Genomic DNA, 25,999 nt, shown 5'->3' on the forward strand with positions numbered 1-25,999 from the left:
CTCCGCTATCCATATGCATCCCTCCGACCTGCGTGTTCGCTAAATGTTCACACAAGGTTAGACAACGTTCAACACGCAAGGCAGACACCGCCAGAAACAATGCGTTGGCGCGACAAAGCCCTTCTTTCCTTTCTGATATGGATCTTCGTCTACCCGGGGGTGCTGCTCGTGACCTCGGCGTTCGATTGGCTCGGCATCAATGTTGCGCTGTGGGCCGAGATCGGGATTTCGACGGCGCTGACGGTGCCATTCATCACCGTCTTCGCCGCGCCGCTGGTCGAGCGGACCGTCGCCGCCTCGCGCGGCGAGACGGCCGCCGAACTCAAGATCGCGCAGGCGCGTGAAGCACCGGGGCCGGATCCGGAAGAGATCACGCCTGTGGTGCGTCCGAAAGCCTGAGACGGAATTCAGCCCTCCGCCGCCCCGGCGTTGATCAGCGTCAGGTGCGCCGCGCCGTACCTGCGGCGGTCGAGCAGGGTGAACCCTTCGGGCGGCAGTTGCGGCGTGGCCTCCTCCCAGACGATCAACGCACCGGGGGCCAGCCAGCCGCCCGCCCGTGCCGACGCCAGCGCCGCGGCGCCCAGGCCCTGCCCGTACGGCGGGTCCAGGAACACGAGGTCGAACCCCGGCCCGCGGTTTTCCCCCAGATCGGTCGCGTCGCGCCGATAGAGCCGCGTCGCGCCCATCGCGCGCATCTTCTCGACATTCGCGCGGATCAGCGCCCGCGCCGGGGCGCCGGTCTCGACGAAGGACACCTGCGCGGCCCCGCGCGACAGCGCCTCCAGCCCCAGCGCGCCGGTCCCGGCGAAGAGGTCCAGCACCCGCGCCCCGCGCACCCGGTCGCCCTGACGGCCCTGGGTCAACAGGTTGAACAGCGCCTCACGCAGCCGGTCCGAGGACGGGCGCAGATGCGCGCCCGCATCGCCCGCCCCGACATCGGCCAGTTTCAGCCCGCGATGGGTGCCGCCGATGATCCGCATCTCAGCGCAGAAGCGTCTTCAGGTCGACGCCCGGATCGGCCACCGCCGCCGGGTCGGGGGTGCGCCCGGCCTCCAGCAGGCGCTTGCCCAGCATGTAGGCGCGCGGGTCGTCGATGGCGTCCACGGCCAGGAACCTGTCGCCGACGAAATACCAGTGGCTGCGCCCCCCGTCGGTCGCCCGCACGATCACCCGGTCATAGCCGGTGTTCAGACCGGCGATCTGCAGCTTGGTGTCGTACTGGTCGGACCAGAACCACGGCACCGGCGCGTAGGGCGCGTCCGCGCCCAGCATGTTCGCCGCCACCGCCTCGGCCTGGTCGATGGCGTTCTGCACGCTTTCCAGACGTATCCGCGCGCCGCGAAACGCGAACGAGGCGCAGTCGCCCGCCGCCCAGATCCCCGGAGCCGAGGTTTGCCCCAGCGCATCGACCGCGATGCCGTTGTCGATCCGCAGCCCCGCCGTCTGCGCCAGCCCGACGGCGGGGGCGATGCCGATGCCGGTGATGACGAAATCGACCGCCAGCCGCTGCCCATCGGCCAGGTCGGCCCCGTCGACGCGCCCCGTGCCGGTCAGCCGCGCCAGTCCCACGCCCTCCAGCAGACGCACGCCGTGACGCAGATGCAGGTCGCGCATTGCGTTCGATGTCTCGGGCGCGGCGACGCGCTGCAGGATGCGCGGCGCCGCCTCGATCAGCGTCACCTCCAGCCCGCGCAGGCGCGCGACTGCCGCCGCCTCCAGCCCGATGTAGCCGCCGCCGACGATCAGCACGTGCCGCCCGTGGACGAATTCCCTGGCCATCCGGTCGATATCGGCCAGCCGCCGCACCGGATAGACACCGTCCAGCCCGCCCCCCATCGCCGCCGGAAGCTGCCGCGGCTCGGCCCCCGTGGTCAGCGCCAGCTGGTCGTAGGGCAGCGCCTGGTCGCCCAGCCAGACCTGTTTCGTGGCCGGGTCGATGCGCGTCACCGGCTGGCCGAGGCGCAGGTCGATCCCGTGCTCGGCGTAGAAACTCTCGGGGCGCAGAAAGAGCCGCTCCAGCGCCAGCTCGCCCAGCAGGTATTTCTTTGACAGGGGCGGGCGCTGGTAGGGCGGCGCCGGCTCGTCGCCGATCAGCGTCAGCGGCCCGTCGAACCCCAGCGTGCGCAGTTTCGCCACCAGCGACGCGCCCGCCTGGCCCGCCCCGATTACCACGATTCCAGCCATCCGCCGCGCATCCCTCTGGTCGTTCTGCCGCGGCGACCCTATATCGCGGTCAGAGTCGAACGCAACGCACGAGGGAGAAGACATGACGCTTTCAAAAGGCGACCGCCTGCCCGACGCCACGCTGGTCCGCATGGGGGACGATGGCCCCGAACAGGTCCAGCTTTCCGAGGTTCTGAAGGGCCGCAAGGTGGTCCTGTTCGCCCTGCCCGGCGCGTTCACCGGGCCGTGCAGCAACGCGCATCTGCCCAGCTTCATCCGCACCGCCGAGGATTTCCGCGCCAAGGGCGTGGACGAGATCGTCTGCCTGTCGGTCAACGACCCCTTCACGCAGAAGGCCTGGGCCAAGGACACTGGCGCCGACAAGGCGGGGATCAGCTTTCTGGGCGATGCCGACGGGTCCTTCACCAAGGGTCTGGGCATGGATTTCACCGCCCCGCATCTGGGCCTGGTCGGCCGGTCGAACCGTTATGCGCTGCTGCTCGATGACGGCGTAATCCAGGAAGCCAATGTCGACAAGCCCGGCGTCTTCGAGATCTCGTCCGGCGAGGCGCTGCTCGAAAAGATCTGAGCCGGCCGTCGCGGGCGGCTGACCCGGAGTCGGTCCGCCCGCACCCGCCCGCTCTGGCGTGATCGCGCATCAACGAAGGATCCCCCGATGCTGAAACCCACCCTCTCGGTCGGGGCGACCCTGCCGGACGCGACGCTGTTGACCTTCGGACCGGAGGGGCCGCAAGAGATCCAACTGCGCGACAGGCTGCAGGGCCGGCGCGTCGTCCTTTTTGCGGTTCCCGGCGCCTTCACGCCGACCTGCGATTCGGCGCATCTGCCCAGCTTCATCCGCACCGCCGACGCCCTGCGCGCGAAGGGCGTGGACGAGATCATCTGCCTATCGGTCAACGACGTGCATGTGATGCGATATTGGGGCGAGGTCTCGGGCGCCACTGCCGCCGGCATCACCATGGCCGCCGATCCCGCGGCCGAGTTCACCCGCGCCGTCGGTATGGATTTCTCCGCCCCCGCCGCGGGGATGTACGACCGCTCCAGACGCTACGCGATGCTGGTCGAGGATGGCGTGGTCCGCATCCTGCACATCGAGGAAAAGCGCGGCGTCTGCGAGATATCGGGCGGCGAGACCTTGCTCGACGCGCTCTGAGCCCGCGCGGCGACGGTCAGGTCGTGTCGGCAAAGCCGGACGGAGACCCCGCCGCGCGCGGGATAACGGTCATCGACCCGTCGGTTTCCAGCACGACCGAATGGACCTCGCTCAGATCCGACTTGCCGCTTGCGCGCAGCGCCGCGTCGACTTCCTCCCGCGTGACGCGCTGATGGCGAAGCGCCGCCTCCAGGTAGCGGCCGTCGTGGACCAGCAGCGTCGGCTCGGCCTTGATCATGTGCTGGAACCACGGCCACCGCACCGACAGCCAGGTGATCGCGTATTGCAGGCAGATCAGCAGCGCGAACGCGACGACGCCTTCCGCCAGCGGCACGCTGTCGGTCAGCAGCACCGTGGCCAGGGTCGACCCCAGCGCGACGGTCACGATCAGGTCGAAGGCGTTCATCTTGCTCAGCGTACGCTTACCGGAGCTGCGCAGCATGACGATCAGCACGGCATAGGCCGCGACGCCGACCACGACCACGCGGGCCAGTCCGAACCAGCTGTCGAAAAAGATCGGCTCGGTCATCGGCAATCCCCCTCAGCGTACGACGGACGGCAGCCAGGTCACCAGCGGCGGGAACAGGATCAGCAGGCAGATCACCGCCAGGATCGGGATCAGGAACGGCAGCACCGCGACCACCACCTGCTCGAACCGCATCCCGGTGATTTCCACCAGCACGAACAGCACATTGCCGAAGGGTGGCGTGATGACCCCGACCGACAGCGTGACGACCATCAGCACGCCGAAGAAGAGCGGATCAATCCCCAGCATCTGCACCGTCAGCATGAAGATCGGGGTGAAGATCAGCACCGCCTCGACCACCGACATGAAACAGCCGATGACCAGGAAGAACAGCGCCATCGCAAACAGCACGCCCGTCGGCGAGAGGTCCGCCCCGGCAAGCAGCATCGCCAGTTCCTGCGGGATGCGCAGCCGCACCAGCAGCCAGCCGTAGAAGGTGGCGATGGCGATGATGAACATGATGATCGCGGTAAACCGCACGGTCCGCGCGAAGACGTCCAGCAGGTCGCCCCAGCCGACATCGCGGTAGATCACCAGCCCCAACACCAGCGCATAGAGGCAGGCCATCGCCCCGGCCTCGGTCGGGGTGAAAAGGCCCGTCCAGATGCCGCCGACGATGATCAGCGGTGTCAGCAGAGGCGGCAGCGCGCGCCAGAAAAGCCGCGCCAGTTCCCGCAGCCCGGGCCGCGGCGTGCGCGGCATGTCGATCCAGAAGGACGCAATGAAGCAGGTCACCATCAGCGCCGCGCCGAGGATCACCCCGGGCAGGATGCCGGCGACGAACAGCGCCGCAATCGACACGCCCGACAGCCAGCCATAGATGACCAACGCGATCGACGGCGGAATGATCGGCGAGATGATCGAGGCCGCGCCGGTGATTCCCGCGGCAAAGCGCATCGGATAGCCACGCTCGCGCATCGCCTTGATCTCCAACTGGCCGATGCCCGCGACATCGGCCACCGCCGTCGCCGACATGCCGGCGAATATCATGCTGGCGACCACGTTCACATGGCCCAGCCCGCCGCGGATGAAGCCCACGAGCGCGCTGGCGAAATCGAAGATCCGCCCGGTGACGGAGCCCGCGTTCATCATCGACGCGGCGAATATGAAGAACGGGATCGCCAGGATCGGAAAGTTGTTCAAGCCTCGCGCCATCTGCAGCGCGAACAGCTCTGCCGGGATCGCCTGCAGCCCGCCCTGCATGACCAGGACCGCGAGGCAGGTCAGCCCGATCGACACCGCGACCGGCACGCCCAGCGCGAACAGAAGGACCATCAGTCCGAGGAAGATGACGAGGTATTCCATCCGTCCTCCAGCATGGCCGGGCCGCGCATCAGCAGTCGGACAATGTGCAGCACGCTGAACATCGCCATCGCGCCGACGCCGACGACCAGCGCCAGGTACAGCCAGCTCAGGCTGATCCCGAGCGCGGTGGTGTGGTTGTTGGCGCTGACCTGCATCATCGACGCCGCACCCCAGACAATGACCGCAAAGAGCAGCAGCGCCGCCAGTTCGACGCCGATCGCCAGCACCCAGCGCGGACGCGGCGGCAGGCGCCGGGGCAGCACGTCGATGACGATATGCCCGCGCCGCGCCCAGACCGCCGCCGCGCCGAGCAGTGCCATCCACATCAGAAGGCCCGATCCCACCTCCTCGGACCAGGCGACCGAGATGCGCAGCACTTGGCGCGCCAGCACCGACCAGGCGATCACGCCGATCAGCGCCGCCATCATCGCCATGGCGGCCAGTTCCATCGCGCGCGCCAGCGCCGTTTCGATCCGGTCGATCATCGGCATATCCCGAAAGGCCGGGGCGCGCATGCGCGCCCCGGCAAGGGCCTCAGTTCGAGGTGGCCGCGATCGCCGCCTCGATATCCTCGGCCACGCCCTCGGCCATCTCGGCCATGGCGCGGTCGACGGCCGGGGCCGCGGCCTCGCGGAACGGGGCCTGATCGACATCGATAAAGGTCATGCCGTTCTCGATCAGCGCGTTGCGATAGTAATCCTCTGCCTCCAGCTCGACCTCGATGCCGTGCTGGCGCGCCTCTTCGACGGCCTCGCGGATCATCGTCTGCTGGTCCTCGCTCAGCCCGTCCCACCAGCCGGCCGAGGCGATCCAGTGCCACGGGAACGACAAATGCCCGGTGGTGATGATGTAGTCCTGCACCTCCCACATCTGGCGTGTGTAGGGGCCGGCCAGGCTGTTCTCATGCGCCTCGACCTGGCCGGTGCGCATCGCGAGGTAAATGTCCGGCGCCGGGATCACCACCGCCTGCACGCCCAGCGTCTCCCACACATCGACCCAGAGCGGGATCTGCGGCAGCCGCATGCGCAGCCCCTGCAGGTCCTCCGGCGTGTTGATCTCGCGCGACGAGGTCATGTGCCGGAAGCCGCGCATCTGCGGCCCGAAATAGACGACGCTGCCGCGCTCGCGCGCCTGGTCCTGCATCGCCTGCCCCGAGTCGGTCTGCATCAGGTAATGCTCAGCCGCCTCGAAGGTCGGGAACACGAACGGCACGGAAACCGCGTCGTATTCGGGGGCGTATTCCGACATGAACAGCCCGCCGGTCAGCGCCATCTGCGTCTGGCCCAGGTTCAGCAGTTGCAGCACGTCGGTTTCCGACCCCAACTGCCCGCCGAGGATGACATTGACCTCCATCTCGCCGCCCGACCGTTCGGCGACGATCTCGGCAAAGCGCTGCAGCGCCGCTTCTTCCGAGCCGCCGGGGCTCATGGTGTTGTGAATCTCGATCGTCTGCGCCGTGGCGTCGCCCAGCGTCATCGCGGCGGCAAGCAGGGTCCCGGCAATTCCGGGTGCGTATCTTGCAAGCATGTGTTCCTCCCGTCGTCTCCCTCGCGGGTGCCGGTTGCCGGCCCTCGCGCGGCTGCATCTTGGTCGGCGGCGGCGCCCGGCGCAACCCGTAATGGCGCGCCGCCTTGCCGCCACGCGCCCCGCGGTCTAGCCTGCCGCCGACCCGGAACCGGAGAGAGCCGCCATGACCCCGCCCCCGACCCCCGCCAGCCGTCTGCGCGCGGCGCTGGCGCAGGAGGGCCTGCTTCTGCTGCCCTGCCCCTATGACGGGCTGTCGGCGCGGCTGGTCGCCCGCGCGGGGTTCCGCGCGGCCTTCATGGGCGGCTACGCCGTCGCCGCCGGACGCTTCGGCTGGCCCGACATCGGCCTCGTCACGCCGACCGAGATGCTGGAGACCGCGCGCGCCATCATCCGCGCCTCGGACCTGCCGGTCCTCTGCGACGGCGACACCGGCTACGGGGGCGACGCCAACATCCGCCGCACCGTCCTCGACCTCGCGCAGGCCGGCGCGGCGGCGGTGATGATCGAGGATCAGACCTGGCCCAAGCGCTGCGGCCATATCGCCGGCAAGTCCGTCGTCCCCCGCGACGAGGCCGTGGCCCGCATCCGCGCCGCCGTCCGCGCCCGGCAGGAAACCGGCGATGCCATCCTGATCCTGGCGCGCACCGACGCCCGCGCGATCCACGGAATGGACGAGGCGCTGTCGCGCATCCGCGCCTTCGCCGAGGCCGGCGCCGACATGCTGTTCCTCGAAGCGCCCGAGACCGAGGCCGAGATGCGCGCCTTCACCGCCGCCACGCCGCTGCCGTGCCTGGCGAACATGCTGGAGGGCGGGCTGACCCCGCGCCTGTCGCCCGAGCGTCTGCAGGAACTGGGCTTCGCGATGGCCGCCTACCCGCTCGACCTGCTGGGCGCGGCTGCGCAGGCGATGGAGGACACCCTCGCCGCGCTCGGCACGCCCGACGGCCCGGCGCGCAAGTCGCACGCCGCGCTGCTGGACATCACCGGCTTCCGAACCGATCCGGCCTGAAGGATTATCCCCGAACAGGCAAGTCCGGACCGGGCTCTCGCCAAGGCCCCAAGCCGACACCCGCGCGATGGCGGGAGGCACGAGGTCGCCGGTAACCCCACCGCGCGTTTCTGCCGACTCGCCCGGCGCACCGGCCGGAAGGCGCCGGAAGACCCTCGAAGGGGCAAGATGGCCGCAAACTGCCATACGCTTGCCATACGTTTGCCATACGCTTGCCATACACTTTCTGGCAGCCGGAATCCCAATAAAACAAGGCCCAGGCCCGCATTTTCCCGGTATGCGGCCAGCCCGGCCGCGCGCCGCGTCAAGCTTTCGTCAACCGATGCCCGACCGCCTCAGCCCGCCAGCGCGTCGAACTTGCCGGCGAGCTTCAGGTCCAGTTCAGTCAGTCCGCCGGCATCATGGGTGGTCAGCGTCACCTCCACCCGGTTGTAGACATTGCTCCATTCCGGGTGGTGGTTCAGCTTCTCGGCCCAGAGCGCGGCGCGCGCCATGAAGCCGAACGCCTCGACGAAATCCTTGAACTTGAAAGTCTTTCCTATCGCGTCACGGTCGCCGTCATGCGACCAGCCGCGCCCGCCCAGGTCCGACAGTGCCTCGGTCCGCGCCGTCCCCGCCAGTTTCTCGACAGCCATGCTATCCTCCATCCGTTCAGAATCTTGCGCCTCGCGCCGGCGCCTCGCCGCGCCGGAACGGCGCGAAGCTCTCCAGAAGGCGCATCTCGCTGCGCAACGCCGCGCCTTCCTCGCGCAGGTAATCGGCCACCGCCTGCCCGAACCTTTCGTCCGCGAACCAGTGCAGTGAGTGGACCTTTTCCGGCAGATACCCCCGCGCGAGCTTGTGTTCGCCCTGCGCCCCGGCCTCGACCCGGTTCAACCCATGGGCCAGCGCCCAGTCGATCGCCTGATAATAGCACAATTCGAAATGCAGGCAGGGGTGGTCTTCCAGGCAGCCCCAGTAGCGCCCGTAAAGCGTTGTCGCACCGATGAAATTCAGCGCACCCGCCACCGCCCTTCCGTCCCGCTCGGCCAGCACCAGCAGCACGTCGTCGCGCATCGTCTCGTGCGCCGCCTCGAAGAATTCCCGCGTCAGGTACGGCCGCCCCCACTTGCGCGACCCGGTGTCCTGGTAGAACGCCCAGAACGCGTCCCAGTGCGCGGGCCGGATCCCGTCGCCCGTCAGCGCGCGGATCGTGCCCCCGAACCCCTGCGCGACCGCCCGTTCCTTGCGGATCGTCTTGCGCTTCCGGGACGAGAGGGAGGCCAGGAAACCCTCGAAATCTCCGAAACTCGCGTCCTGCCAATGATACTGCTGCGTGACCCGGTGCAGAAATCCCGCGGCCACGCCCGCCTGCGCCTCGGCCTCGGTGCAGAAGGTGACATGCGCCGATGACAGCCCGTTCTGCGCCGCCGCGTCGCGCAGCGCCTGCATCAAGGGGCCGCGCGCCACTTCTGCCCCCAGAAAGCGCCGCCCGGTCGCCGGGGTGAAGGGCACCGCCGACTGCAGCTTCGGATAATAGCGCCCCCCCGCCCGCGTCCAGGCATCGGCAAAGGCGTGGTCGAAGATGTATTCGCCCTGGCTGTGCGACTTGACGTAAAGGGGCGCGGCGCCGACCAGCTGCCCCTCGGCATCCCGCGCCAGCAGGTGCTGCGGCTGCCATCCGGTCCCCCGCCCGACCGAGCCCGAGCTTTCCAGCGCGCGCAGGAAGCGATGGGTGGTGAAGGGATCGACCGGTCGATCCCCGGCCGTCGGCACAAGCGCATCCCATTCCGCCGCCGGAATGGCCCCCAGACTGTCGATCACGCTGACTTGCACGCTCACCCCTTCGGTATGACGGTGAAGCTGTGTGCCGCACGCCGCGTGTCAAGCCCGCGCCGCGCGGCGGTCGATCATTCCCCGTCGTCTGCTGTGCCGGTCGCGGGCAGGGGCGGCAGGTACCCCTCGAAGGTGATGTTGTCGGCGACGCGACGTGCCACCGCCTCCTCCTCGGGCGAACGGATCGTCCAGCTCAGCACCGGCACGCCGCGCGCCTTCAGTTCCGCCACGCGCGGCCGCGCCAGATCGTGCCAGTCGTGCGAGATGAAGCTGGCGCCCACGTCGTCGAAAGACACGATCCGGGCCAGCGCCTTGCGTCCCGCCTCGATCGCCGGGTCCGCGTCGGCCGAGGGGGCATCCTTCTTCGGGAAGGCATAGGTTGTCAGCCCCCGCGGCACGTCCGGCGCGTGGCGCGCCATCGCCGCCATCGAATGCGGGTTGAACGACATCACCGCGACTGGCCCGCCATAGCCCCGCAACGCCGCCGCAGCCGCCTTTTCCAGGGCTTCGTCCACCGGACCCATCCCGCCCGACTGATCCTTGATCTCGACCAGCAGCGGCACGCGCCCCGCCACCAGCGCCAGCACATCGGCAAGGGTCGGGATGCCCCCGCCATCGGCCCCGTTCAGCGCGATCTGCGCCAGGTCGGCGGCGGCACGGCCCCGTACCGGACCGGCCTCCGCCGTCAGCCGATCCAGCGTGTCATCGTGAAAGACCATGGCGACCCCATCGGCCGACCCCTGCAAATCGATCTCGATCCCGTAGCCCGCCGCGACCGCGGCGGCGATGGCCGCGGTCGAATTCTCGGGGCGGCCGGGTCCGTGCAGCGCGCGATGGGCAATCGGCAGGTGCAGGAAGTCGCGGGGCAAGGCGGGCGGCATCAGGCCAGCTCGAAGATCGCCTCGATCTCGACCGCGACGCCCAGCGGCAACGAGACCGTCCCCACGGCCGAGCGCGCATGGCGCCCCGCCTCGCCCATGATCTCGACCAGCAGGTCCGAGGCCCCGTTGACCACCTTCGGCTGCTCGGTGAAGTCGGGCGTGCAGTTGACGAAGCCGGTCAGCTTCACCACCCGCTTGAGCCGCGAGAAATCGCTGCCGCAGGCCGCGCGCGCCTGCGCCAGCAGCGACAGCGCACAGGTCCGCGCGGCGGCGGCGCCCTCCTCGGTGCTCAGCGACTCGCCCAGCTTGCCCTTGATCAGACCCGACGGGCCCTGGCTGATCTGCCCCGAGACATAGACCATGCCGCCGGCCAGAACGAAGGGGACGTAATTCGCCGCGGGGGCGGGCGCGTCGGGCAGGGTCAGGCCAAGCTCGGCAAGGCGGGTGTCGATCGGATGGGTCATGGCGCGTTCCTCTGGTTGTCTGTCGGTGCGACAGTAATCACAGCGAAAGCCGCACGGCAATCCGGCTGCGCGCTCCCACCGCTTGACATTCCCGCCCGCCTCGTGCCGCCTTGGCCGCCACAGGCGGAGGGATGGAAATGGCCGAGGTCCGGTTCAAGCGCGTCGACGGCAACGCCGATCTGCCGCTGCCCGCCTACGCGACCGAAGGCGCGGCGGGGCTGGATCTGCGCGCCTTCCTGCCCGGGGGGGCGGTGGACTTCGCGCCGGGCGATTTTCACCTGATCCCCACCGGCTTTTGCGTCGAACTGCCGCCGGGAACGGAAATGCAGATCCGCCCACGGTCCGGACTGGCGCTGAAGCATGGCTTCATCCTGCCCAACAGCCCCGGCACGGTCGACGCCGACTATCGCGGCGAGGTCATGGTGGGCCTGATGTATCTGGGCAAGGACCGGTTCACCATCGCGCACGGCGACCGCATCGCCCAGGCGGTGATCGCGGATCTGCGCCGCTATGCGGTCGTCGAGGCCGAAACCCTGACCGACACCGCGCGCGGCAGCGGCGGCTTCGGGTCCACCGGGCTGTCCTGAACCCGTTGGCGCGAACCGGGCAGGCTCAGCCGCCGATCGCGTGAGAGACGAAACGCGCATGCTTGTCTTGCGCGATCCTTACTTCCGGCCGCGCGCCCGCTTCCCTTCGTCATCGCACCGCGATAGTCAGAGGCGAAGGAGACGCGCCCATGTCCACCGTTCTTGACAAGATCATCGCCTACAAGCGCGAGGAGGTCGCCGCCGGCAAGGCCGAGACCCCGCTCGACGCGATGGAGACCCGCGCCCGCGCCGCCGGCGCCCCGCGCGGCTTTCGCGCGGCGCTGCACCACGCCGCCGTCAACGGCTACGGCCTGATCGCCGAGATCAAGAAGGCCAGCCCCTCCAAGGGGCTGATCCGCGCCGATTTCGACCCCGCAACCTTGGCCCGCGCCTATGCCGAAGGCGGCGCCACGTGCCTCTCGGTGCTGACCGACGGGCCCAGCTTCCAGGGCGCGGACGACCATCTGGTGCAGGCCCGCGCCGCCGTCGACCTGCCGGTCCTGCGCAAGGATTTCCTGCACGACCCCTGGCAGGTGGTGCAGGCGCGCGCGCTCGGGGCGGACTGCATCCTGATCATCATGGCCGCGGTCGACGACACCCAGGCGGGCGAACTGGAGGCCGCTGCCACCGCCTGGAACATGGACGTCCTGATCGAGGTGCACAACGAGGCCGAGCTTGAACGCGCCGCGCGGCTGAAATCGCCCCTCCTCGGTATCAACAACCGCGACCTGAAGACCTTCGAGGTCACGCTCGATACCACCCGCCGCCTCGCCCGGCTGGTCCCCGACGACCGGATCATCGTCAGCGAAAGCGGCCTGCACACGCCGCAGGACCTCGCCGATCTCGCGATCTACGGTGCGCGCTGCTTCCTGATCGGCGAAAGCCTCATGCGGCAGGCCGATGTGGCCGCGGCGACGCGCGCCCTTCTGGCCAATCCGCTGACCGCCGACGGCGCCTGAGCCATGCCGGAACTGACCCATTTTGACGCCGAAGGCCGCGCCCATATGGTCGACGTCGGCGGCAAGGAGGTCACCGCGCGCACCGCGGTCGCCTCGGGCCATGTCCGGATGCGGCCTGAAACGCTCGCCCATGTCACCACCGGCACGGCGAAGAAGGGCGATGTGCTGGGCGTGGCGCGGCTGGCCGGGATCATGGCCGCCAAGCGCTGCGCCGACCTGATCCCGCTCTGCCATCCGCTGCCGCTCAGCCATGTCGCCGTCGACCTGACCCCGGACGCCGCCCTGCCCGGAATCCGCATCACCGCCGAGGTGCGCACCACCGGCCGCACCGGGGTCGAGATGGAGGCACTGACCGCCGTCTCGGTCGCGGCGCTCACCGTCTACGACATGCTCAAGGCGGTCGAGAAGACGATGGAGATCGGCGCCATCGCCGTCGACCGGAAAGAGGGCGGAAAGTCCGGCCCCTACACGCGCGAGGGTGCGCCGTGATCCCGGTCGAGGAGGCGCTGGCGCGGGTCTTCGCGCTGTGCCACCCGCTGGCGACCGAGTCGGTGCCGCTGGCGCAGGCCGCAGGCCGCGTCCTTGCCCAGCCGGAACGGGCGCAGCGCGACCAGCCGCCCTTTGCCGCCGCGGCGATGGACGGCTACGCGGTCGCCGGGGATACCGGCCCCAGCCAGCGCCTGCGGGTCATCGGCGAAGCCCCCGCCGGGCGCAGCTTCGACAACCCGCTCGCCGCGGGCGAGGCGGTGCGCATCTTCACCGGCGCGCCGGTGCCCCCCGGCGCAACCCGCGTGGTCATCCAGGAGGACGTGGACCGCGACGGCGACTGGATCACCTTGAAGGCCGGGCTCGACGCCGCCACGCACATCCGTCCCGCCGGTGGCGATTTCCGCGCCGGCGACGCGCTTTCGGCCCCGCGGCGCCTGCGCCCGGTCGATCTGGCGCAGCTGGCGGCGATGAACGTCGACCGCGTCACCGTCACCCGCCGCCCTGTCGTCGCCATCATCGCCACCGGCGACGAGCTGGTCATGCCGGGCGAAGACCCGCGCCCCGACCAGATCGTCGCATCCAACAGCTTCGCGCTGAAGGCGCTGGTGGAGGCCGAGGGCGCCGAGGGGCGCATCCTGCCCATCGCCCGCGACGACGCCGCGCATCTGCGCGCGGTGCTGGATCTGGCGCGCGGCGCGGATGCCATCGTGACCACCGGCGGCGCCTCGGTCGGCGATCACGACCTCGTCGCCCCGGTGACCCGCGAGCTTGGCGCCGAACCCGCCTTCTGGCGGATCGCCATGCGGCCGGGCAAACCCCTGATGGCGGGCCGGCTGTTCGAGGCCCTGATGCTGGGGCTGCCGGGCAACCCGGTGTCCTCCATCGTCTGCGCGCATCTCTTCCTGCTGCCGGCGCTGCGCGCCATGCTGGGCCTGGGCGCCTGGCCCGCCCCGACGCAGGAGGCCGCGCTCGCCGAGGCGGTGCCCGAAAACGGCCCCCGCGCGCATTACATGCGCGCCAGGCTCGAACCGGGGTCGCGGATCCGGCCCTTCGCGCGGCAGGATTCCTCGTTGATGACCGTCCTGGGCGAGGCCGACGCCCTGCTCATCCGCCCGATACGCGACCCCGCCCGCCCCGAGGGCCACCCCGTCCGGTACATTCCGCTCTGATGGTTGACTTTTGACGGGAACAAGGGTAGAACCTTAGCGGAACGTTTAAGGTCTCTCGCCGCATCGTCACCGAAGGGATTTACCCCATGCTGACCCGCAAGCAGCTGGAGCTGCTGGAATTCATCGATACGCGCATGAAGCGCGATGGCGTGCCCCCCTCCTTCGACGAGATGAAGGAGGCGCTGCAACTGCGGTCCAAATCCGGGATTCACCGGCTGATCACCGCTTTGGAAGAGCGTGGCTTCATCCGCCGCTTGCCGCATCGCGCCCGCGCGATCGAGGTCATTCGCATGCCGGAAACCACCGACCGCCGCTTCGCCCCCCGGGTGATCGAAGGCGGCGGCCGCAGCATCGGCGCACCGCCGCGCGGCGCGATGCCGGTCGAGGCCGCGCATTCAATGGAACTGCCGGTCATGGGCCGGATCGCCGCCGGCACGCCGATCGAGGCGATCTCGGAAGTCTCGCATCATATCGCGGTGCCGGGCTCGATGCTTTCCGGGCAGGGCCAGCACTACGCGCTCGAGGTGCGTGGCGATTCGATGATCGAAGCCGGGATCAACGACGGCGACATCGTGGTCATCCGCGAACAGTCGAACGCCGACAATGGCGATATCGTCGTCGCCCTCGTCGACGGGCAGGAAGCGACGCTCAAGCGCTTTCGCCGGATGCGTGGGATGATCGCCCTGGAAGCCGCCAACGCGGCTTACGAGACCCGCATCCTGCGCGATGACCAGGTGCAGGTCCAGGGCCGGCTGGTCGGACTGATCCGCAGCTACTGACCCGACCGGCGCGCCGCGCGCCCAATGCCAGCGTCTTGTGCAAGCCGCTCGTGCGAGCGCCCGGTGCTATCGTGGACCGCGCAGGTCGCAATCTCCTCTCAGCGACCTTCCCGCCGGGCGCCCGCTTGCCCGCGCGGGATGAAGGTCTCGTCCAAGCCCGCCCCGTGTTCCGAACCGCCCGCCCCATACCGGTCCGCAGCGGCAATCTGCCAGCCATCTGCCATACGTTTGCCATACGCCTGCCATACGTTTGCCAGCACCCCCGAAGCGTCGCGCAGCGGGCGAAACCACGCCACCGGCGCCCTTCTTCGCACCCCTGATCCAAAGCTTTCATTGCGGTTAATTTTGAAATTTTCTCGCCTCTTATCTGATACTTGCGCGAAGGTCCAACCTTGGACCCTCCCCCCTCAGACCCGCGACGGCGCCTGAATCGAATACGGCAGCACACCCCGCCGATCCGGATCGACAAGCAACTCCAACTCCAACGGCGGCACCGACCGCTGATGACACTCAGGCCGCGCACAGATCCGGCAGGAAATGCCGATCGGCTCGAACGCCTTGGGATTCCCCAGATCCATGTCATCGGCATAGACCAACGCGTCCGCATGCCGAATCTCGCATCCCAGCCCGATCGCATAGCGCCGTACGGGCGCCCGGAATGATCCTCCTGGCTTGGAAACGTCGCGCGCCAGACAGAAGTATCGCACCCCATCCGGCGTCTCGGCCAGTTGCCGCAAAAACCGACCCGGCGTCTCGAACGCCCGATGAACGTTCCACAGCGGACAGGCCCCCCCGTAGCGCGCGAACTGCAACAGCGTCGAGGAGTGGCGCTTGGTGATCGTCCCGGCCTGGTCGACGCGCACGAAGAAGAAAGGCACCCCCTTCGCCCCAGGCCGCTGCAACGTCGACAACCGGTGCGCCACCTGTTCGATCGACGCACCGAACCTGTCGGCCAGCATTTCCAGATCATGGCGCGTCTCTTTCGCCGCGGCCAGGAACGCCCGGTAAGGCATGATCGCGGCCCCGGCAAAATAGTTGGCCAGTCCGATCTTGGCGATGTCCCGCGCGGCATCCGTGCGAAACCGCGCCAGATCGAGCGTCGCCTCCAGCAGTTCGTTCTGCGTCAGCAGGGCGATCTGATGCAGCATCTGGAACCGACGCGTCGCCACTGATGCCGTCCGGGAAAGACCCAGAACCCGGGACTGCGGGTCAAACGCGCGGAGCGTGTCCGACTCCGTCTCGACCATGGTTATCTTGTGCTGCTCGAGCACGCGCAGCGCATGGCGATCGACACTTCCGGACGACAATGCGAAATGCTCGCCGGCCCGATCGACCGCGTCGATATAGTTGTCGCAGTAATGAAAGAAGTCGCGGACCTCGTCCCAGGGCGACGCCTGCAGAACACGATCTTCGCGCCCCAGCGCTTCATCGAGCGACGCGAGACGTTCGTGGACCTGCCGGTAGGCGTGATGCAATGCCAGCAACGCCCGCGCGACCCCCGGCGCGTTTGCCGCAACCAAGCGAAGATCGGCCAGTCCCGGCGCGGGAGTCGGGAAAACCGGATCGGCCAGCGCCTCGCGCATGTCCGAGACCATTCGCTCGCTGTCGCCGGAAGAAAGTTCGGTGACATCCGTGCCGAACTCACGCGCCAAGGCCAGCAATACTGTGGTCGAGACCGGGCGGTTGTTGTTCTCCATCTGGTTCAAATAGGGCAGCGACACCCCCATCCGGCCAGCGAACTCTTTCTGGGTCAACTGCAGTCGGGCGCGTATCTCGCGCAGCTTCGCCCCGGCATAGAGCTTCTGGACGGGCATGGTTGGCCTCTCGGTTTGCACGCTGGCCCGCCAGCTTTGCAAACCCGACCCGCCAAGTCCACGACCTTGTATCTTCAGGCGCCGATCTGTTGCGCGCGCCGGATCACGTAGAGGATCGCAATGACCGACGCTATGCTGCAACTGAGCATGATCAGCACGAGCGGCCAAGGCGTCGAACCGGGCGTCAACATTGCCCCCGCCAAACCCGAGAGGACAGCGCCCCCCCCTATCATGATTGCGCCGCCCAACCCCGACGCGGTCCCGGCAAGATGGGGACGCACCGACAGCATCCCGGCGGTCGCATTGGGAAGCGCCATGCCGTTTCCGAACCCGACGAAGAAAAAGAAGCCGAAGAAAACCTCGGCAGTCGCGAGCCCTGCCGCCAGCAGCACCGCCATCATCACCAGGCCGCTTGTCGTCGCGAGCGTCCCGAACAGCACCATCCGGTTTACGCCGATGCGAACCGAATAGCGCCCCGAGCAGAAGTTCCCCAACGCATAGCCGACAGCGGTCACGCCGAAATAAACCCCCAGCCAAGTCGGGCTCAAGCCATAGATCTCGGACCCGACGAAGGGGGCGCCGCCCAGGTAGGCAAAGAACACACCGGAGGACAGACTTGCGGAGAGGACATATCCCCAGAACCGCGGAGACGCGAAAAGCGCTGGATAGTCCCGAAACTGATCCCGGAAACTTGCATGCCGACTGACCGAGGTCTCACCGAGATCGACCCAGGTCAGCGCCATCACCAGCAGGCCTGCCACCATCAGCAGCGCGAAGTTCGCCTTCCAGCCAAACGCCTCGTCCAGCATCCCGCCCACGAACGGACCCAGCATCGGCACGATCGACATCCCCATCGTCAGATATCCGATCATGGACGCGGCGCGCGCCTCGTCCACCATGTCGCGGGCGATCGCGCGGCTGAGTACCATGCCGGTGGCGATCACGGATTGCGCCGTCCGGCACAGCAGGAAGACCTCGGCGCTTGTCGCAAGAAGCGTGCCGAGGCTGGCGATTGCGAAGAGTGCCATCGACACCAGCAGAAGCCGCCGCCGGCCATAGCGATCCGACAGCGGCCCCACGATGACCTGCAACAGGGCACTCGCCCCCAGATACAGCGAGACCGAAAGCTGCATCACCGCGTAATCCACCTGGAAGTAGGCCGCCATGTTGGGCAGCGACGGCAGGAAGATGTTCATCGACAACGCCGAGAGTCCTGCGATCAGGATCAATGTCGAAAGATGCGGTGGGGTTCTGCGGTCCAGATACCGCGTAGCGGGCGCCATCGTCATTTCACCTGTGTAGGATCACGCCGAGGCGGAGTCCAGTGGCACCCGTTTATAGCGATGCGAGAGGAAATTGGAGTCACGAGGGAGAAAGGGAAATCCAGAATCCGAAAAGCGCGGGTACAGGGCAGTTCCTTCTGCACTGCAGCTGCGCGCATGATGCTTTTGGTCCCTCCTGTCTGATCCTGAAATTTGCAGGTTTTCTATTTGCATTCCGGCTCCGCAATCACATTTGCAAATTTTCCGAATTCTGCTTCCCTTGGTCGTCCTCACCTCCTAGTTTCGCACGCCAACGGAGGAGGGCGCCATGAAGGACATTCTCAGCGAGCTCGAGTCGCGCCGACAGTCGGCTAGGCTCGGCGGCGGCGAGCGCCGGATTGCTGCGCAGCACGCCAAAGGCAAGCTCACGGCGCGCGAGCGGGTCGAGTTGCTGCTCGACGAAGGATCGTTCGAGGAGTTCGATACCTTCGTCGCCCATCGCTGCACCGATTTCAGGATGGAGCAGGACCGGCCCTATGGTGACGGGGTGGTTACCGGATGGGGCACGATCAACGGCCGTCAAGTCTATGTCTTCAGCCAGGACTTCACGGTCTTCGGCGGCTCGCTTTCCGAAACCCACGCGCAGAAGATCTGCAAGATCATGGACATGGCAATCCAGAACGGTGCGCCAGTGATCGGTCTCAACGACTCAGGCGGTGCCCGCATTCAGGAAGGGGTGGCCTCGCTGGCAGGCTATGCCGATGTCTTTCAGCGAAATATCCTGGCCTCGGGCGTGATCCCGCAGATCAGCGTCATCATGGGGCCCTGCGCTGGCGGCGCGGTCTATTCACCCGCGATGACCGATTTCATCTTCATGGTGCGCGATACCTCCTACATGTTCGTGACCGGACCAGACGTCGTAAAGACCGTCACGAACGAGGTCGTCACGGCCGAGGAACTTGGCGGCGCTTCCACCCACACGCGAAAATCCTCTGTCGCTGATGGCGCATTCGAGAATGATGTCGAGGCATTGATCGAGGTGCGTCGCCTCGTGGATTTCCTGCCGCTTTCGAATCGTGAAAAACCGCCGACGCGGCCCTTCTTCGACACGCCAAGGCGGGTCGAGGACAGTCTTGACACACTGGTGCCCGATAACCCGAACCAGCCCTACGACATGAAGGAGCTGATCCTGAAGGTCGCGGACGAAAGCGATTTTTACGAGATTCAATCGGAGTTCGCCAAGAACATCATCACCGGCTTCATCCGACTGGAGGGTCAGACCGTGGGTGTGGTGGCCAACCAGCCGATGGTGCTCGCCGGCTGCCTCGACATCGACTCGAGCCGCAAGGCCGCGCGCTTCGTTCGCTTCTGCGATGCCTTCGAGATCCCGATCCTGACCTTCGTCGATGTGCCCGGCTTTCTCCCCGGGACCGGACAGGAATACGGCGGCATCATCAAGCACGGCGCAAAGCTTCTCTTCGCCTATGGAGAGGCGACAGTGCCCAAGGTCACGGTGATCATCCGCAAGGCCTACGGCGGAGCCTATGATGTGATGTCCTCCAAGCACCTGCGAGGCGATTTCAACTATGCATGGCCCACAGCCGAAGTCGCCGTGATGGGCGCGAAAGGCGCGGTCGAGATCCTCTACCGCAGCGAGCTGGGTGACTCTGAGAAAATCGCCGCCCGCGTGAAGGATTATGAAGATCGCTTCGCCAATCCTTTCGTCGCCGCCGAGAAAGGTTTCATCGACGAAGTGATCATGCCGCATTCGACCCGGCGCCGCATCTGCCGCGCGTTCGCTTCGCTGCGCATGAAGAAGTTGAGCAACCCATGGAAAAAACACGACAACATCCCTCTATGACCCAGCGACGCGACCGGATAGGCACAGAACGCAAAGACAGTGGCGCAAAGACGCGCGGAATCTGGCAACGCGTCATAGAATCGGCTATTGTCCCGTGCAGCGCTGTGCCGCCCGAGGGCGCGCACAAAGGTCATCGGCGGGGCGCGTGGCACCCTTCCCGCCAGAAAAACGACACGAGCAGGAGCGAAACATGTCGAAACTCACCCTCACCGGCGTCATTGCCGTCCTCGGCCTCACTTTCCTTGCTGGCTGCCAGCAGCCGGCGCCTCAGCCCGAGCCGGTCCAGCCGATCTACATGGAGCCGGTGCGCGGAAAGACGGGCTGATCCTCTCACGCCCGACATGAGCGGGGCGGGGCGTCTGAGCGCCCTGCCCCTTTCTGTTGCTCCGGTCCTCAGGTGGTCCCCATGCTGAAGCATCGCGGCTTCCCGGGGCGCCTGCCGAGCACGGACTTTCAGTTCGTTATCCGACGCGCGAACAAGGATGGCGCAACACCCCTGATCGCGCGAAAGCGATTTGCCGACCGCCGGCCGGCGGACCGCCGCGCCGACAGCGCCTTTCTTGCTGCGCTTTGGGAACATTTCGGCGAGGACCCCTTCGAGCGCGGCAATCTGGACGCCGGGCGCCTATCCTGGTTGTTCGGCCGCGAGGTCATCCCGGCCGAGGACCCCTTCGATCCTTGCGACTATGAAGCCATCCTGCGGATTGACCTGAGCGTAGCCCGCCGGTCCTTTCCGCATGTCTTCGACGCACCTGATCCCGAGGTCACCCGACCGGAAGAGGACGAACAGTGACCCCCGTATGCGCGACAGATCGGCGGCAATCCGCCAACGCGCGGCGCACCGTAGTAACCGGGTGGAACTGCAGGGCGTTTGGTGCGTTTCGTGACCAATACTCATTCCTACAGGAGGTCTGGAATTCATGTCGAAAACATTTGTACTTGCGTGTGCCGTCTTGGTCGCTCTGGCCGGCTGTGGTAGGACACTTGGCGAGCAGGCGCTCTATGGCGGCGGCGCCGGCGCGCTCGGCTCCGCTGCATTGGGCGGCGATCCACTCACCGGTGCAGCGATTGGGGCCGGGGGCAACATCCTATACTGTCAGACCAACCCAGGTCGCTGCTGACGACACCCCCGACAAGGTTGTGGCGTTACGCATTACGCCGCCCGTGGTCTTCGCGCCGCGGGCGGCGTTTTCATTGTCCTACAGACCTCCTGCGCGACACGAAGGCAGCGAATGTTCAACAAGATCCTGATCGCGAACCGGGGCGAGATCGCCTGCCGGGTCATCAAGTCTGCCCGGCAGATGGGCATCAAGACAGTGGCGATCTATTCCGACGCCGACAGGCATGCGCTGCATGTCCGAATGGCGGACGAAGCGGTGCACATCGGCCCGGCCCCGGCCAACCAGTCCTACATCGTGATCGACAAGGTGATGGATGCGGTTCGAAGGACCGGCGCGCAGGCCGTTCATCCTGGTTACGGGTTTCTCTCCGAAAACATGCGATTTGCCGAGGCCCTCGAGGCCGAGGGAGTCGCGTTCATTGGACCGCCCTCAAAGGCGATCGAGGCGATGGGCGACAAGATCACCTCGAAGAAGATTGCATCAGAAGCCGGCGTCAGCACGGTTCCCGGTTACATGGGCCTCATCTCGGATGCGGAGGATGCGGTCAAGATCAGCGGCCAGGTCGGCTACCCGGTGATGATCAAGGCCAGCGCCGGCGGCGGCGGGAAAGGCATGCGCATCGCCTGGACCGACGACGAAGCGCGCGAAGGCTTCCAGTCTTCCAAGAACGAGGCGGCGAGCAGCTTCGGCGACGATCGCATCTTCATCGAGAAGTTCGTGACGCAACCGCGCCACATCGAGATCCAGGTGCTGGCCGACCAGCATGGGAACTGCGTCTACCTATTCGAGCGTGAGTGTTCGATCCAGCGACGCAACCAGAAGGTCATCGAGGAAGCACCGTCGCCGTTTCTGGACGACGCCACGCGCAAGGCGATGGGCGACCAGGCCGTCGCGCTGGCCCAGGCGGTGGGCTACACAAGTGCCGGCACGGTCGAATTCATCGTGGATGGCGAGCGGAACTTCTATTTCCTAGAAATGAACACCCGGCTCCAGGTCGAGCATCCGGTGACCGAGCTCATCACCGGTGTCGACCTTGTCGAACAGATGATCCGAGTCGCTGCGGGCGAGAAACTGCCCTTCCGCCAGGAAGACCTGACGATCAACGGCTGGGCGATGGAAAGCCGCCTTTACGCCGAGGACCCCTACCGTAACTTCCTGCCCTCCATCGGACGGCTCGTGCGCTACCGGCCGCCGGTCGAAGGCACCACGCCGACCGGGGGCGTCGTGCGCAACGATACCGGCGTTTTCGAGGGCGGCGAAATCAGCATGTATTATGACCCGATGATCGCCAAGCTGTGCACCTGGGGCCGGGACCGGGCCCAGGCGATCGAGGAAATGCGCCTCGCGCTCGACACTTTCGAGGTCGAAGGGATCGGGCACAACCTGCCCTTCTGCTCGGCGGTGATGGATCACCCGAAATTCGCTGCCGGCGACATGACGACCGCCTTCATCGCCGAAGAATTTCCCGACGGCTTCAAGGGTGTGGCGCTGCCGGCGACGGCTCTCCGCCGAGTGGCCGCGGCTGCGGCGGCGATGAACAGGGTCGCCGAGATCCGCCGAACGCGCGTTTCCGGCCGGATGGACAACCACGAGCGCAAGGTCGGCGACGATTGGGTCGTCGATGCGCAAGGCGAAAGCATCGCGCTGAAGATCCGCGCCGATCGTGCCGGCGCCACTGTCGAGTTTGCCGACGGCGGATCGGTCCGCGTCGAATCCGACTGGGTGCCCGGCCAATCGCTGGCGCGCCTGCTGATCGATGGCGAACCGCTGGTGATCAAGGTCGCCAGGACGACGGGCGGGTACCGCGTGCGGCTGCGTGGCGCCGACCTGAAGGTGCATGTTCGCACGCCACGGCAGGCGGAACTCGCCGCGCTGATGCCGACGAAGCTGCCGCCCGATACGTCCAGGATGCTGCTCTGCCCGATGCCGGGACTGATGGTGAAGTTGAACGTCAGCGAAGGTGACGAGGTCTATGAGGGCCAGGCCCTGTGCACGGTCGAGGCGATGAAGATGGAAAACATCCTGCGCGCCGAGCGCCAGAGCGTGGTCCGCAAGATCAATGCCGAGGTCGGCGGCAGCCTTTCCGTCGACGACATCATAATGGAGTTCGAATGAGGACCGCGCGCGAGGTCAGTCGATGTCAGTTGCGGCCGGATGGCAGGCGGTCCAGCATCTCCTCGCGGCGGAGGGGAAACTTGTCGATCGACGCAGTGATCTCGCGCACATCGCGTGGCGCCGGGCGGCGCTGCTTGACCTCGCCGTCCTTGCCGATGATCGCGAACATGAAGCCCCGTGGCCGAAGCCGCTGGCGCAGCGCGCTGCCCGAATCGCGGCTACTGTCGTACAGGACCACCACGTCGCGCTCGAAGAGCTCGTCCGCGCGCGCCTCGATGTCGCGCATTTGCCGCAGGAAGGAGGGGTCGTTAGGCGTGTCGGCCATGACTGCGAGGATCCGCCACTCCCAGAGCAACTCTTCCGGGTCGATCTCGCTTGCCTCGAGGATGCGCAGACCTTCGATTTCGGACTCGAGCACCTCGGTCGCCGGGTCGTCCAACTGGTCGGTCGTGGCCGTAGCCGGGAGCGCCAACAGCACCAGCAGGCTGGCAAGCGCCACCGCACTGACACGCAATGTTCTTTTGGGAAGGGTCATGTCGTCTCCTATCGACCCAGATATAGGCGCTTGCGGGCGAAAAACACCAGACTTGAGCGATGACTTTGCCGCGTCACGGCGGCGCGGCGCAACCGAAACGAGGGCGCAGGCATGAGCGAACGCAAGAACGGATTGGCCGACTGGCGGGCGCTGGCCCAGAAGGACCTCAAGGGGCGCGACCCCGAAAGCCTGACCTGGCAGACACTTGAGGGCATCCCCGTCAAGCCGCTCTACACCGAGGCCGACCTGGAAGGACTGGACCATCTGGACACTGTGCCGGGGATTGCCCCCTTTACCCGCGGAGTGCGGGCCACGATGTACGCCGGGCGGCCCTGGACGATCCGCCAGTATGCGGGTTTTTCAACCGCCGAGGAATCGAACGCGTTCTACCGGAAGGCGCTGGCTGCCGGACAGCAGGGCGTGTCGGTCGCTTTCGACCTTGCCACGCATCGTGGCTACGACAGCGACCATCCGCGGGTCGAAGGTGACGTCGGCAAGGCCGGCGTCGCCATAGACTCGGTCGAAGACATGAAGATCCTCTTTGACGGCATTCCGCTGGACCAGGTCAGCGTGTCGATGACGATGAACGGCGCGGTCATTCCGATCCTTGCGAATTTCATCGTCACAGGCGAAGAACAGGGCGTCGATCGCAAGCAGCTTTCAGGGACCATCCAGAACGACATCCTGAAGGAATTCATGGTCCGCAACACCTACATCTTTCCGCCCGAGGCCTCGATGCGGATCGTGGCCGACATCATCGAATACACCGCGAACGAGATGCCGCGCTTCAATTCAATCTCGATCTCCGGCTACCACATGCAGGAGGCAGGCGCGAACCTCGTGCAGGAGCTTGCCTTCACCCTCGCCGACGGGCGCGAATACGTCCGCGCCGCGATCCATCGTGGCATGGATGTGGATGCCTTCGCCGGCAGGCTGAGCTTCTTTTTCGCGATCGGCATGAACTTCTTCATGGAAGCCGCAAAGCTGCGCGCCGCACGGCTTCTCTGGCACCGGATCATGTCTGAATTCGAACCGAAAAGGCCGCAAAGCCTGATGCTGCGGACGCACTGCCAGACATCGGGCGTCAGCCTCGCCGAACAGGATCCCTACAACAACGTGGTCCGCACCGCGTACGAGGCGCTCTCGGCCGTGCTGGGCGGGACCCAGTCACTACACACCAACGCGCTCGACGAAGCCATCGCCCTGCCCACCGACTTCTCGGCCCGGATCGCCCGCAACACCCAGCTGATCCTGCAGGAAGAAACCGGCATAACCCATGTCGTCGATCCGCTGGCCGGCAGCTACTATGTCGAAAAACTGACAGCCGACCTGGCTGAAAAGGCCTGGGAACTGATCGAGGAAGTCGAGGAACTTGGAGGCATGACAAAGGCGGTCGCCACCGGTATGCCGAAGCTCAGGATCGAGGAGACCGCCGCGCGCCGTCAGGCCCTGATCGACCGCGGCGAGGACGTTATCGTCGGGGTCAACAAGTACCGCAAGGACAAGGAAGACCCGATCGACATCCTCGACATCGACAACGCCAAGGTGCGCGAGTCGCAGATCGCGCGGCTGGAAAGGATGCGGGCCAGCCGCGATCAGGCCGCCTGCGACGCCGCGCTGGCCGAGGTCGAACGCCGCGCGCGCGAGGGCGGCAATCTGCTCGAGGCCGCGGTCGAAGCCGCGCGCGTCCGCGTCAGCGTGGGGGAGATCAGCATGGCGATGGAAACGGTCTTCGGCCGCCACCGGGCCGAAGTGAAGACCTTGGCCGGCGTCTACGGCGCGGCCTACGCGGGCGACGAGGATTTCGCCGCCATTCAGCAGGAAGTAGCCGATTTCGCCGAAGCCGAGGGACGCAGGCCCCGCATGCTGGTCGTCAAGATGGGTCAGGACGGGCACGACCGCGGCGCCAAGGTCATTGCGACCGCCTTCGCCGACATCGGCTTCGATGTCGATGTCGGCCCGCTCTTCCAGACGCCCGAGGAAGCGGCGCAGGACGCCATTGACAACGACGTGCATGTCGTCGGCATCTCCAGCCAGGCGGCCGGGCACAGGACGCTGGCGCCGAAGCTGATACAGGCGCTGAAGGAACAGGGCGCCGGCGACATCCTTGTCATCTGCGGCGGTGTCATCCCGCAGCAGGATTATGCCTTCCTGCGCGATCAGGGCGTCAAGGCGATATTCGGTCCCGGCACCAACATCCCCGATGCCGCCCGCAACATCCTGCATCTCATCCGCGACACGCGCGCGGGCCACACGGCGTAGGGCGCAGCGCGTATTCGGTCCTTACAGGTGAAATCTTCGGCCCGCACGGCGTTCTCTACGATACCGGAGAAGGGCCGGCCCCTGCCAGGCGTCATGATGCTGACCCGGCGCCGTACCCGACCCCGATCCCTTGGCGCGCAGCGCGTTCCGCGCCATGATACGCGAAAGCTTGCAGGAGGCCA

The 25,999-nt window shown here is 66.9% G+C and carries 27 protein-coding genes; 14 read left to right on the plus strand and 13 right to left on the minus strand.

The features are described from left to right. Positions 1-99 precede the first annotated feature (99 nt). Positions 100-399: a hypothetical protein gene (locus IM708_RS05495; protein ID WP_209425330.1), complete on the plus strand. Its 300-nt coding sequence runs from the start codon at positions 100-102 to the stop codon at positions 397-399. An 8-nt stretch (positions 400-407) separates the two neighbouring features. On the opposite strand, the gene rsmD is transcribed toward IM708_RS05495, so the two are convergent. Further along, a complete protein-coding gene (gene rsmD / locus IM708_RS05500; protein ID WP_209425331.1) occupies positions 408-980 on the minus strand; it encodes a 16S rRNA (guanine(966)-N(2))-methyltransferase RsmD in 573 nt (190 codons plus the stop codon). Between the two features lies 1 nt (position 981). Then, entirely contained in the window at positions 982-2,184 is a 1,203-nt protein-coding gene (locus IM708_RS05505) for an FAD-dependent oxidoreductase (RefSeq protein WP_209425332.1), read from the minus strand. An 82-nt stretch (positions 2,185-2,266) separates the two neighbouring features. Between IM708_RS05505 and IM708_RS05510 the strand changes: the two genes are divergently transcribed. Then, positions 2,267-2,752, plus strand: coding sequence for a peroxiredoxin (locus IM708_RS05510; protein WP_209425333.1), 486 nt, complete (start codon positions 2,267-2,269; stop codon positions 2,750-2,752). Positions 2,753-2,839: 87 nt separating this feature from the next. Next, positions 2,840-3,337: a peroxiredoxin gene (locus IM708_RS05515; RefSeq protein ID WP_209425334.1), complete on the plus strand. Its 498-nt coding sequence runs from the start codon at positions 2,840-2,842 to the stop codon at positions 3,335-3,337. Between the two features lie 16 nt (positions 3,338-3,353). On the opposite strand, the gene IM708_RS05520 is transcribed toward IM708_RS05515, so the two are convergent. Genes IM708_RS05520 through IM708_RS05535 form a run of 4 tightly spaced genes read right to left on the minus strand, consistent with a single transcriptional unit; the run spans position 3,354 to position 6,695 of the window. After that, entirely contained in the window at positions 3,354-3,866 is a 513-nt protein-coding gene (locus IM708_RS05520; protein ID WP_209425335.1) for a YetF domain-containing protein, read from the minus strand. Positions 3,867-3,878: 12 nt separating this feature from the next. After that, positions 3,879-5,168, minus strand: a complete 1,290-nt coding sequence (locus tag IM708_RS05525; protein ID WP_209425336.1) for a TRAP transporter large permease — start codon at positions 5,166-5,168, stop codon at positions 3,879-3,881. Beyond that, the gene (locus IM708_RS05530) at positions 5,138-5,653 is read right to left on the minus strand and encodes a TRAP transporter small permease (RefSeq protein WP_209425337.1); all 516 of its coding nucleotides are present in this window, start codon (positions 5,651-5,653) and stop codon (positions 5,138-5,140) included. Before IM708_RS05530 ends, IM708_RS05525 begins: the two co-directional genes overlap by 31 nt. A gap of 49 nt (positions 5,654-5,702) precedes the next feature. Beyond that, the gene (locus IM708_RS05535; RefSeq protein ID WP_209425338.1) at positions 5,703-6,695 is read right to left on the minus strand and encodes a TRAP transporter substrate-binding protein; all 993 of its coding nucleotides are present in this window, start codon (positions 6,693-6,695) and stop codon (positions 5,703-5,705) included. Between the two features lie 163 nt (positions 6,696-6,858). On the opposite strand from IM708_RS05535, the gene IM708_RS05540 reads away from it, so the two are divergent. Beyond that, on the plus strand, positions 6,859-7,704 hold the full coding sequence (locus IM708_RS05540) for an isocitrate lyase/PEP mutase family protein (protein WP_209425339.1): 846 nt from the start codon (positions 6,859-6,861) through the stop codon (positions 7,702-7,704). Between the two features lie 335 nt (positions 7,705-8,039). Here the strand turns inward: IM708_RS05540 and IM708_RS05545 are convergent, their stop codons facing one another. From IM708_RS05545 to IM708_RS05560, 4 genes are all read right to left on the minus strand, one after another. After that, positions 8,040-8,339 (minus strand): 4a-hydroxytetrahydrobiopterin dehydratase, encoded by a 300-nt coding sequence (locus tag IM708_RS05545; RefSeq protein WP_209425340.1) that lies wholly within the window; start codon positions 8,337-8,339, stop codon positions 8,040-8,042. 16 nt (positions 8,340-8,355) lie between these two features. Continuing rightward, positions 8,356-9,525: a GNAT family N-acetyltransferase gene (locus IM708_RS05550; protein ID WP_209425341.1), complete on the minus strand. Its 1,170-nt coding sequence runs from the start codon at positions 9,523-9,525 to the stop codon at positions 8,356-8,358. Between the two features lie 68 nt (positions 9,526-9,593). Next, on the minus strand, positions 9,594-10,400 hold the full coding sequence (locus tag IM708_RS05555; protein WP_209425342.1) for a glycerophosphodiester phosphodiesterase family protein: 807 nt from the start codon (positions 10,398-10,400) through the stop codon (positions 9,594-9,596). Then, positions 10,400-10,864: a RidA family protein gene (locus tag IM708_RS05560; protein ID WP_209425343.1), complete on the minus strand. Its 465-nt coding sequence runs from the start codon at positions 10,862-10,864 to the stop codon at positions 10,400-10,402. The genes IM708_RS05555 and IM708_RS05560 overlap by 1 nt, the downstream gene beginning before the upstream one ends. Before the next feature lie 137 nt (positions 10,865-11,001). Between IM708_RS05560 and dut the strand changes: the two genes are divergently transcribed. The 5 genes from dut to lexA all read left to right on the plus strand — a co-directional run bounded on the left by dut (position 11,002) and on the right by lexA (position 14,847). Further along, a complete protein-coding gene (gene dut, locus IM708_RS05565) occupies positions 11,002-11,451 on the plus strand; it encodes a dUTP diphosphatase (RefSeq protein ID WP_209425344.1) in 450 nt (149 codons plus the stop codon). A 149-nt stretch (positions 11,452-11,600) separates the two neighbouring features. Beyond that, a complete protein-coding gene (gene trpC / locus IM708_RS05570; protein WP_209425345.1) occupies positions 11,601-12,410 on the plus strand; it encodes an indole-3-glycerol phosphate synthase TrpC in 810 nt (269 codons plus the stop codon). A gap of 3 nt (positions 12,411-12,413) precedes the next feature. Then, positions 12,414-12,899, plus strand: a complete 486-nt coding sequence (gene moaC, locus IM708_RS05575; protein ID WP_209425346.1) for a cyclic pyranopterin monophosphate synthase MoaC — start codon at positions 12,414-12,416, stop codon at positions 12,897-12,899. Then, on the plus strand, positions 12,896-14,068 hold the full coding sequence (glp, locus tag IM708_RS05580) for a gephyrin-like molybdotransferase Glp (RefSeq protein ID WP_209425347.1): 1,173 nt from the start codon (positions 12,896-12,898) through the stop codon (positions 14,066-14,068). The genes moaC and glp overlap by 4 nt, the downstream gene beginning before the upstream one ends. 86 nt (positions 14,069-14,154) lie before the next feature. Continuing rightward, positions 14,155-14,847 carry a transcriptional repressor LexA gene (gene lexA, locus IM708_RS05585; protein WP_209425348.1) on the plus strand — a complete coding sequence of 231 codons (693 nt, stop codon included), beginning with the start codon at positions 14,155-14,157 and terminating at the stop codon, positions 14,845-14,847. A 407-nt stretch (positions 14,848-15,254) separates the two neighbouring features. Here lexA and IM708_RS05590 read toward each other — a convergent pair whose 3' ends face one another. Together IM708_RS05590 and IM708_RS05595 are read right to left on the minus strand one after the other, a co-directional pair. Next, on the minus strand, positions 15,255-16,661 hold the full coding sequence (locus tag IM708_RS05590; protein ID WP_209425349.1) for a helix-turn-helix transcriptional regulator: 1,407 nt from the start codon (positions 16,659-16,661) through the stop codon (positions 15,255-15,257). Positions 16,662-16,735: 74 nt separating this feature from the next. Next, positions 16,736-17,950: a multidrug effflux MFS transporter gene (locus tag IM708_RS05595; RefSeq protein WP_209425350.1), complete on the minus strand. Its 1,215-nt coding sequence runs from the start codon at positions 17,948-17,950 to the stop codon at positions 16,736-16,738. A 301-nt stretch (positions 17,951-18,251) separates the two neighbouring features. On the opposite strand from IM708_RS05595, the gene IM708_RS05600 reads away from it, so the two are divergent. From IM708_RS05600 to IM708_RS05610, 4 genes are all read left to right on the plus strand, one after another. Continuing rightward, the gene (locus IM708_RS05600; protein ID WP_209425351.1) at positions 18,252-19,784 is read left to right on the plus strand and encodes an acyl-CoA carboxylase subunit beta; all 1,533 of its coding nucleotides are present in this window, start codon (positions 18,252-18,254) and stop codon (positions 19,782-19,784) included. Between the two features lie 190 nt (positions 19,785-19,974). Continuing rightward, on the plus strand, positions 19,975-20,109 hold the full coding sequence (locus IM708_RS21555) for a hypothetical protein (RefSeq protein ID WP_280859779.1): 135 nt from the start codon (positions 19,975-19,977) through the stop codon (positions 20,107-20,109). 81 nt (positions 20,110-20,190) lie between these two features. Beyond that, positions 20,191-20,577 carry a hypothetical protein gene (locus tag IM708_RS05605; protein ID WP_209425352.1) on the plus strand — a complete coding sequence of 129 codons (387 nt, stop codon included), beginning with the start codon at positions 20,191-20,193 and terminating at the stop codon, positions 20,575-20,577. Positions 20,578-21,016: 439 nt separating this feature from the next. Further along, complete coding sequence (locus IM708_RS05610; RefSeq protein ID WP_209425353.1) at positions 21,017-23,020, plus strand: acetyl/propionyl/methylcrotonyl-CoA carboxylase subunit alpha; 2,004 nt, start codon at positions 21,017-21,019, stop codon at positions 23,018-23,020. A 25-nt stretch (positions 23,021-23,045) separates the two neighbouring features. Here IM708_RS05610 and IM708_RS05615 read toward each other — a convergent pair whose 3' ends face one another. Continuing rightward, positions 23,046-23,555: a DUF4174 domain-containing protein gene (locus IM708_RS05615; RefSeq protein ID WP_209425354.1), complete on the minus strand. Its 510-nt coding sequence runs from the start codon at positions 23,553-23,555 to the stop codon at positions 23,046-23,048. A gap of 111 nt (positions 23,556-23,666) precedes the next feature. Between IM708_RS05615 and scpA the strand changes: the two genes are divergently transcribed. Next, positions 23,667-25,817: a methylmalonyl-CoA mutase gene (gene scpA, locus IM708_RS05620; protein WP_209425355.1), complete on the plus strand. Its 2,151-nt coding sequence runs from the start codon at positions 23,667-23,669 to the stop codon at positions 25,815-25,817. The last annotated feature ends 182 nt before the right edge of the window (positions 25,818-25,999 follow it).

Origin of the sequence: Pararhodobacter sp. SW119 (assembly GCF_017811755.1) — a bacterium.
Taxonomy (GTDB): Bacteria; Pseudomonadota; Alphaproteobacteria; order Rhodobacterales; family Rhodobacteraceae; genus Pararhodobacter.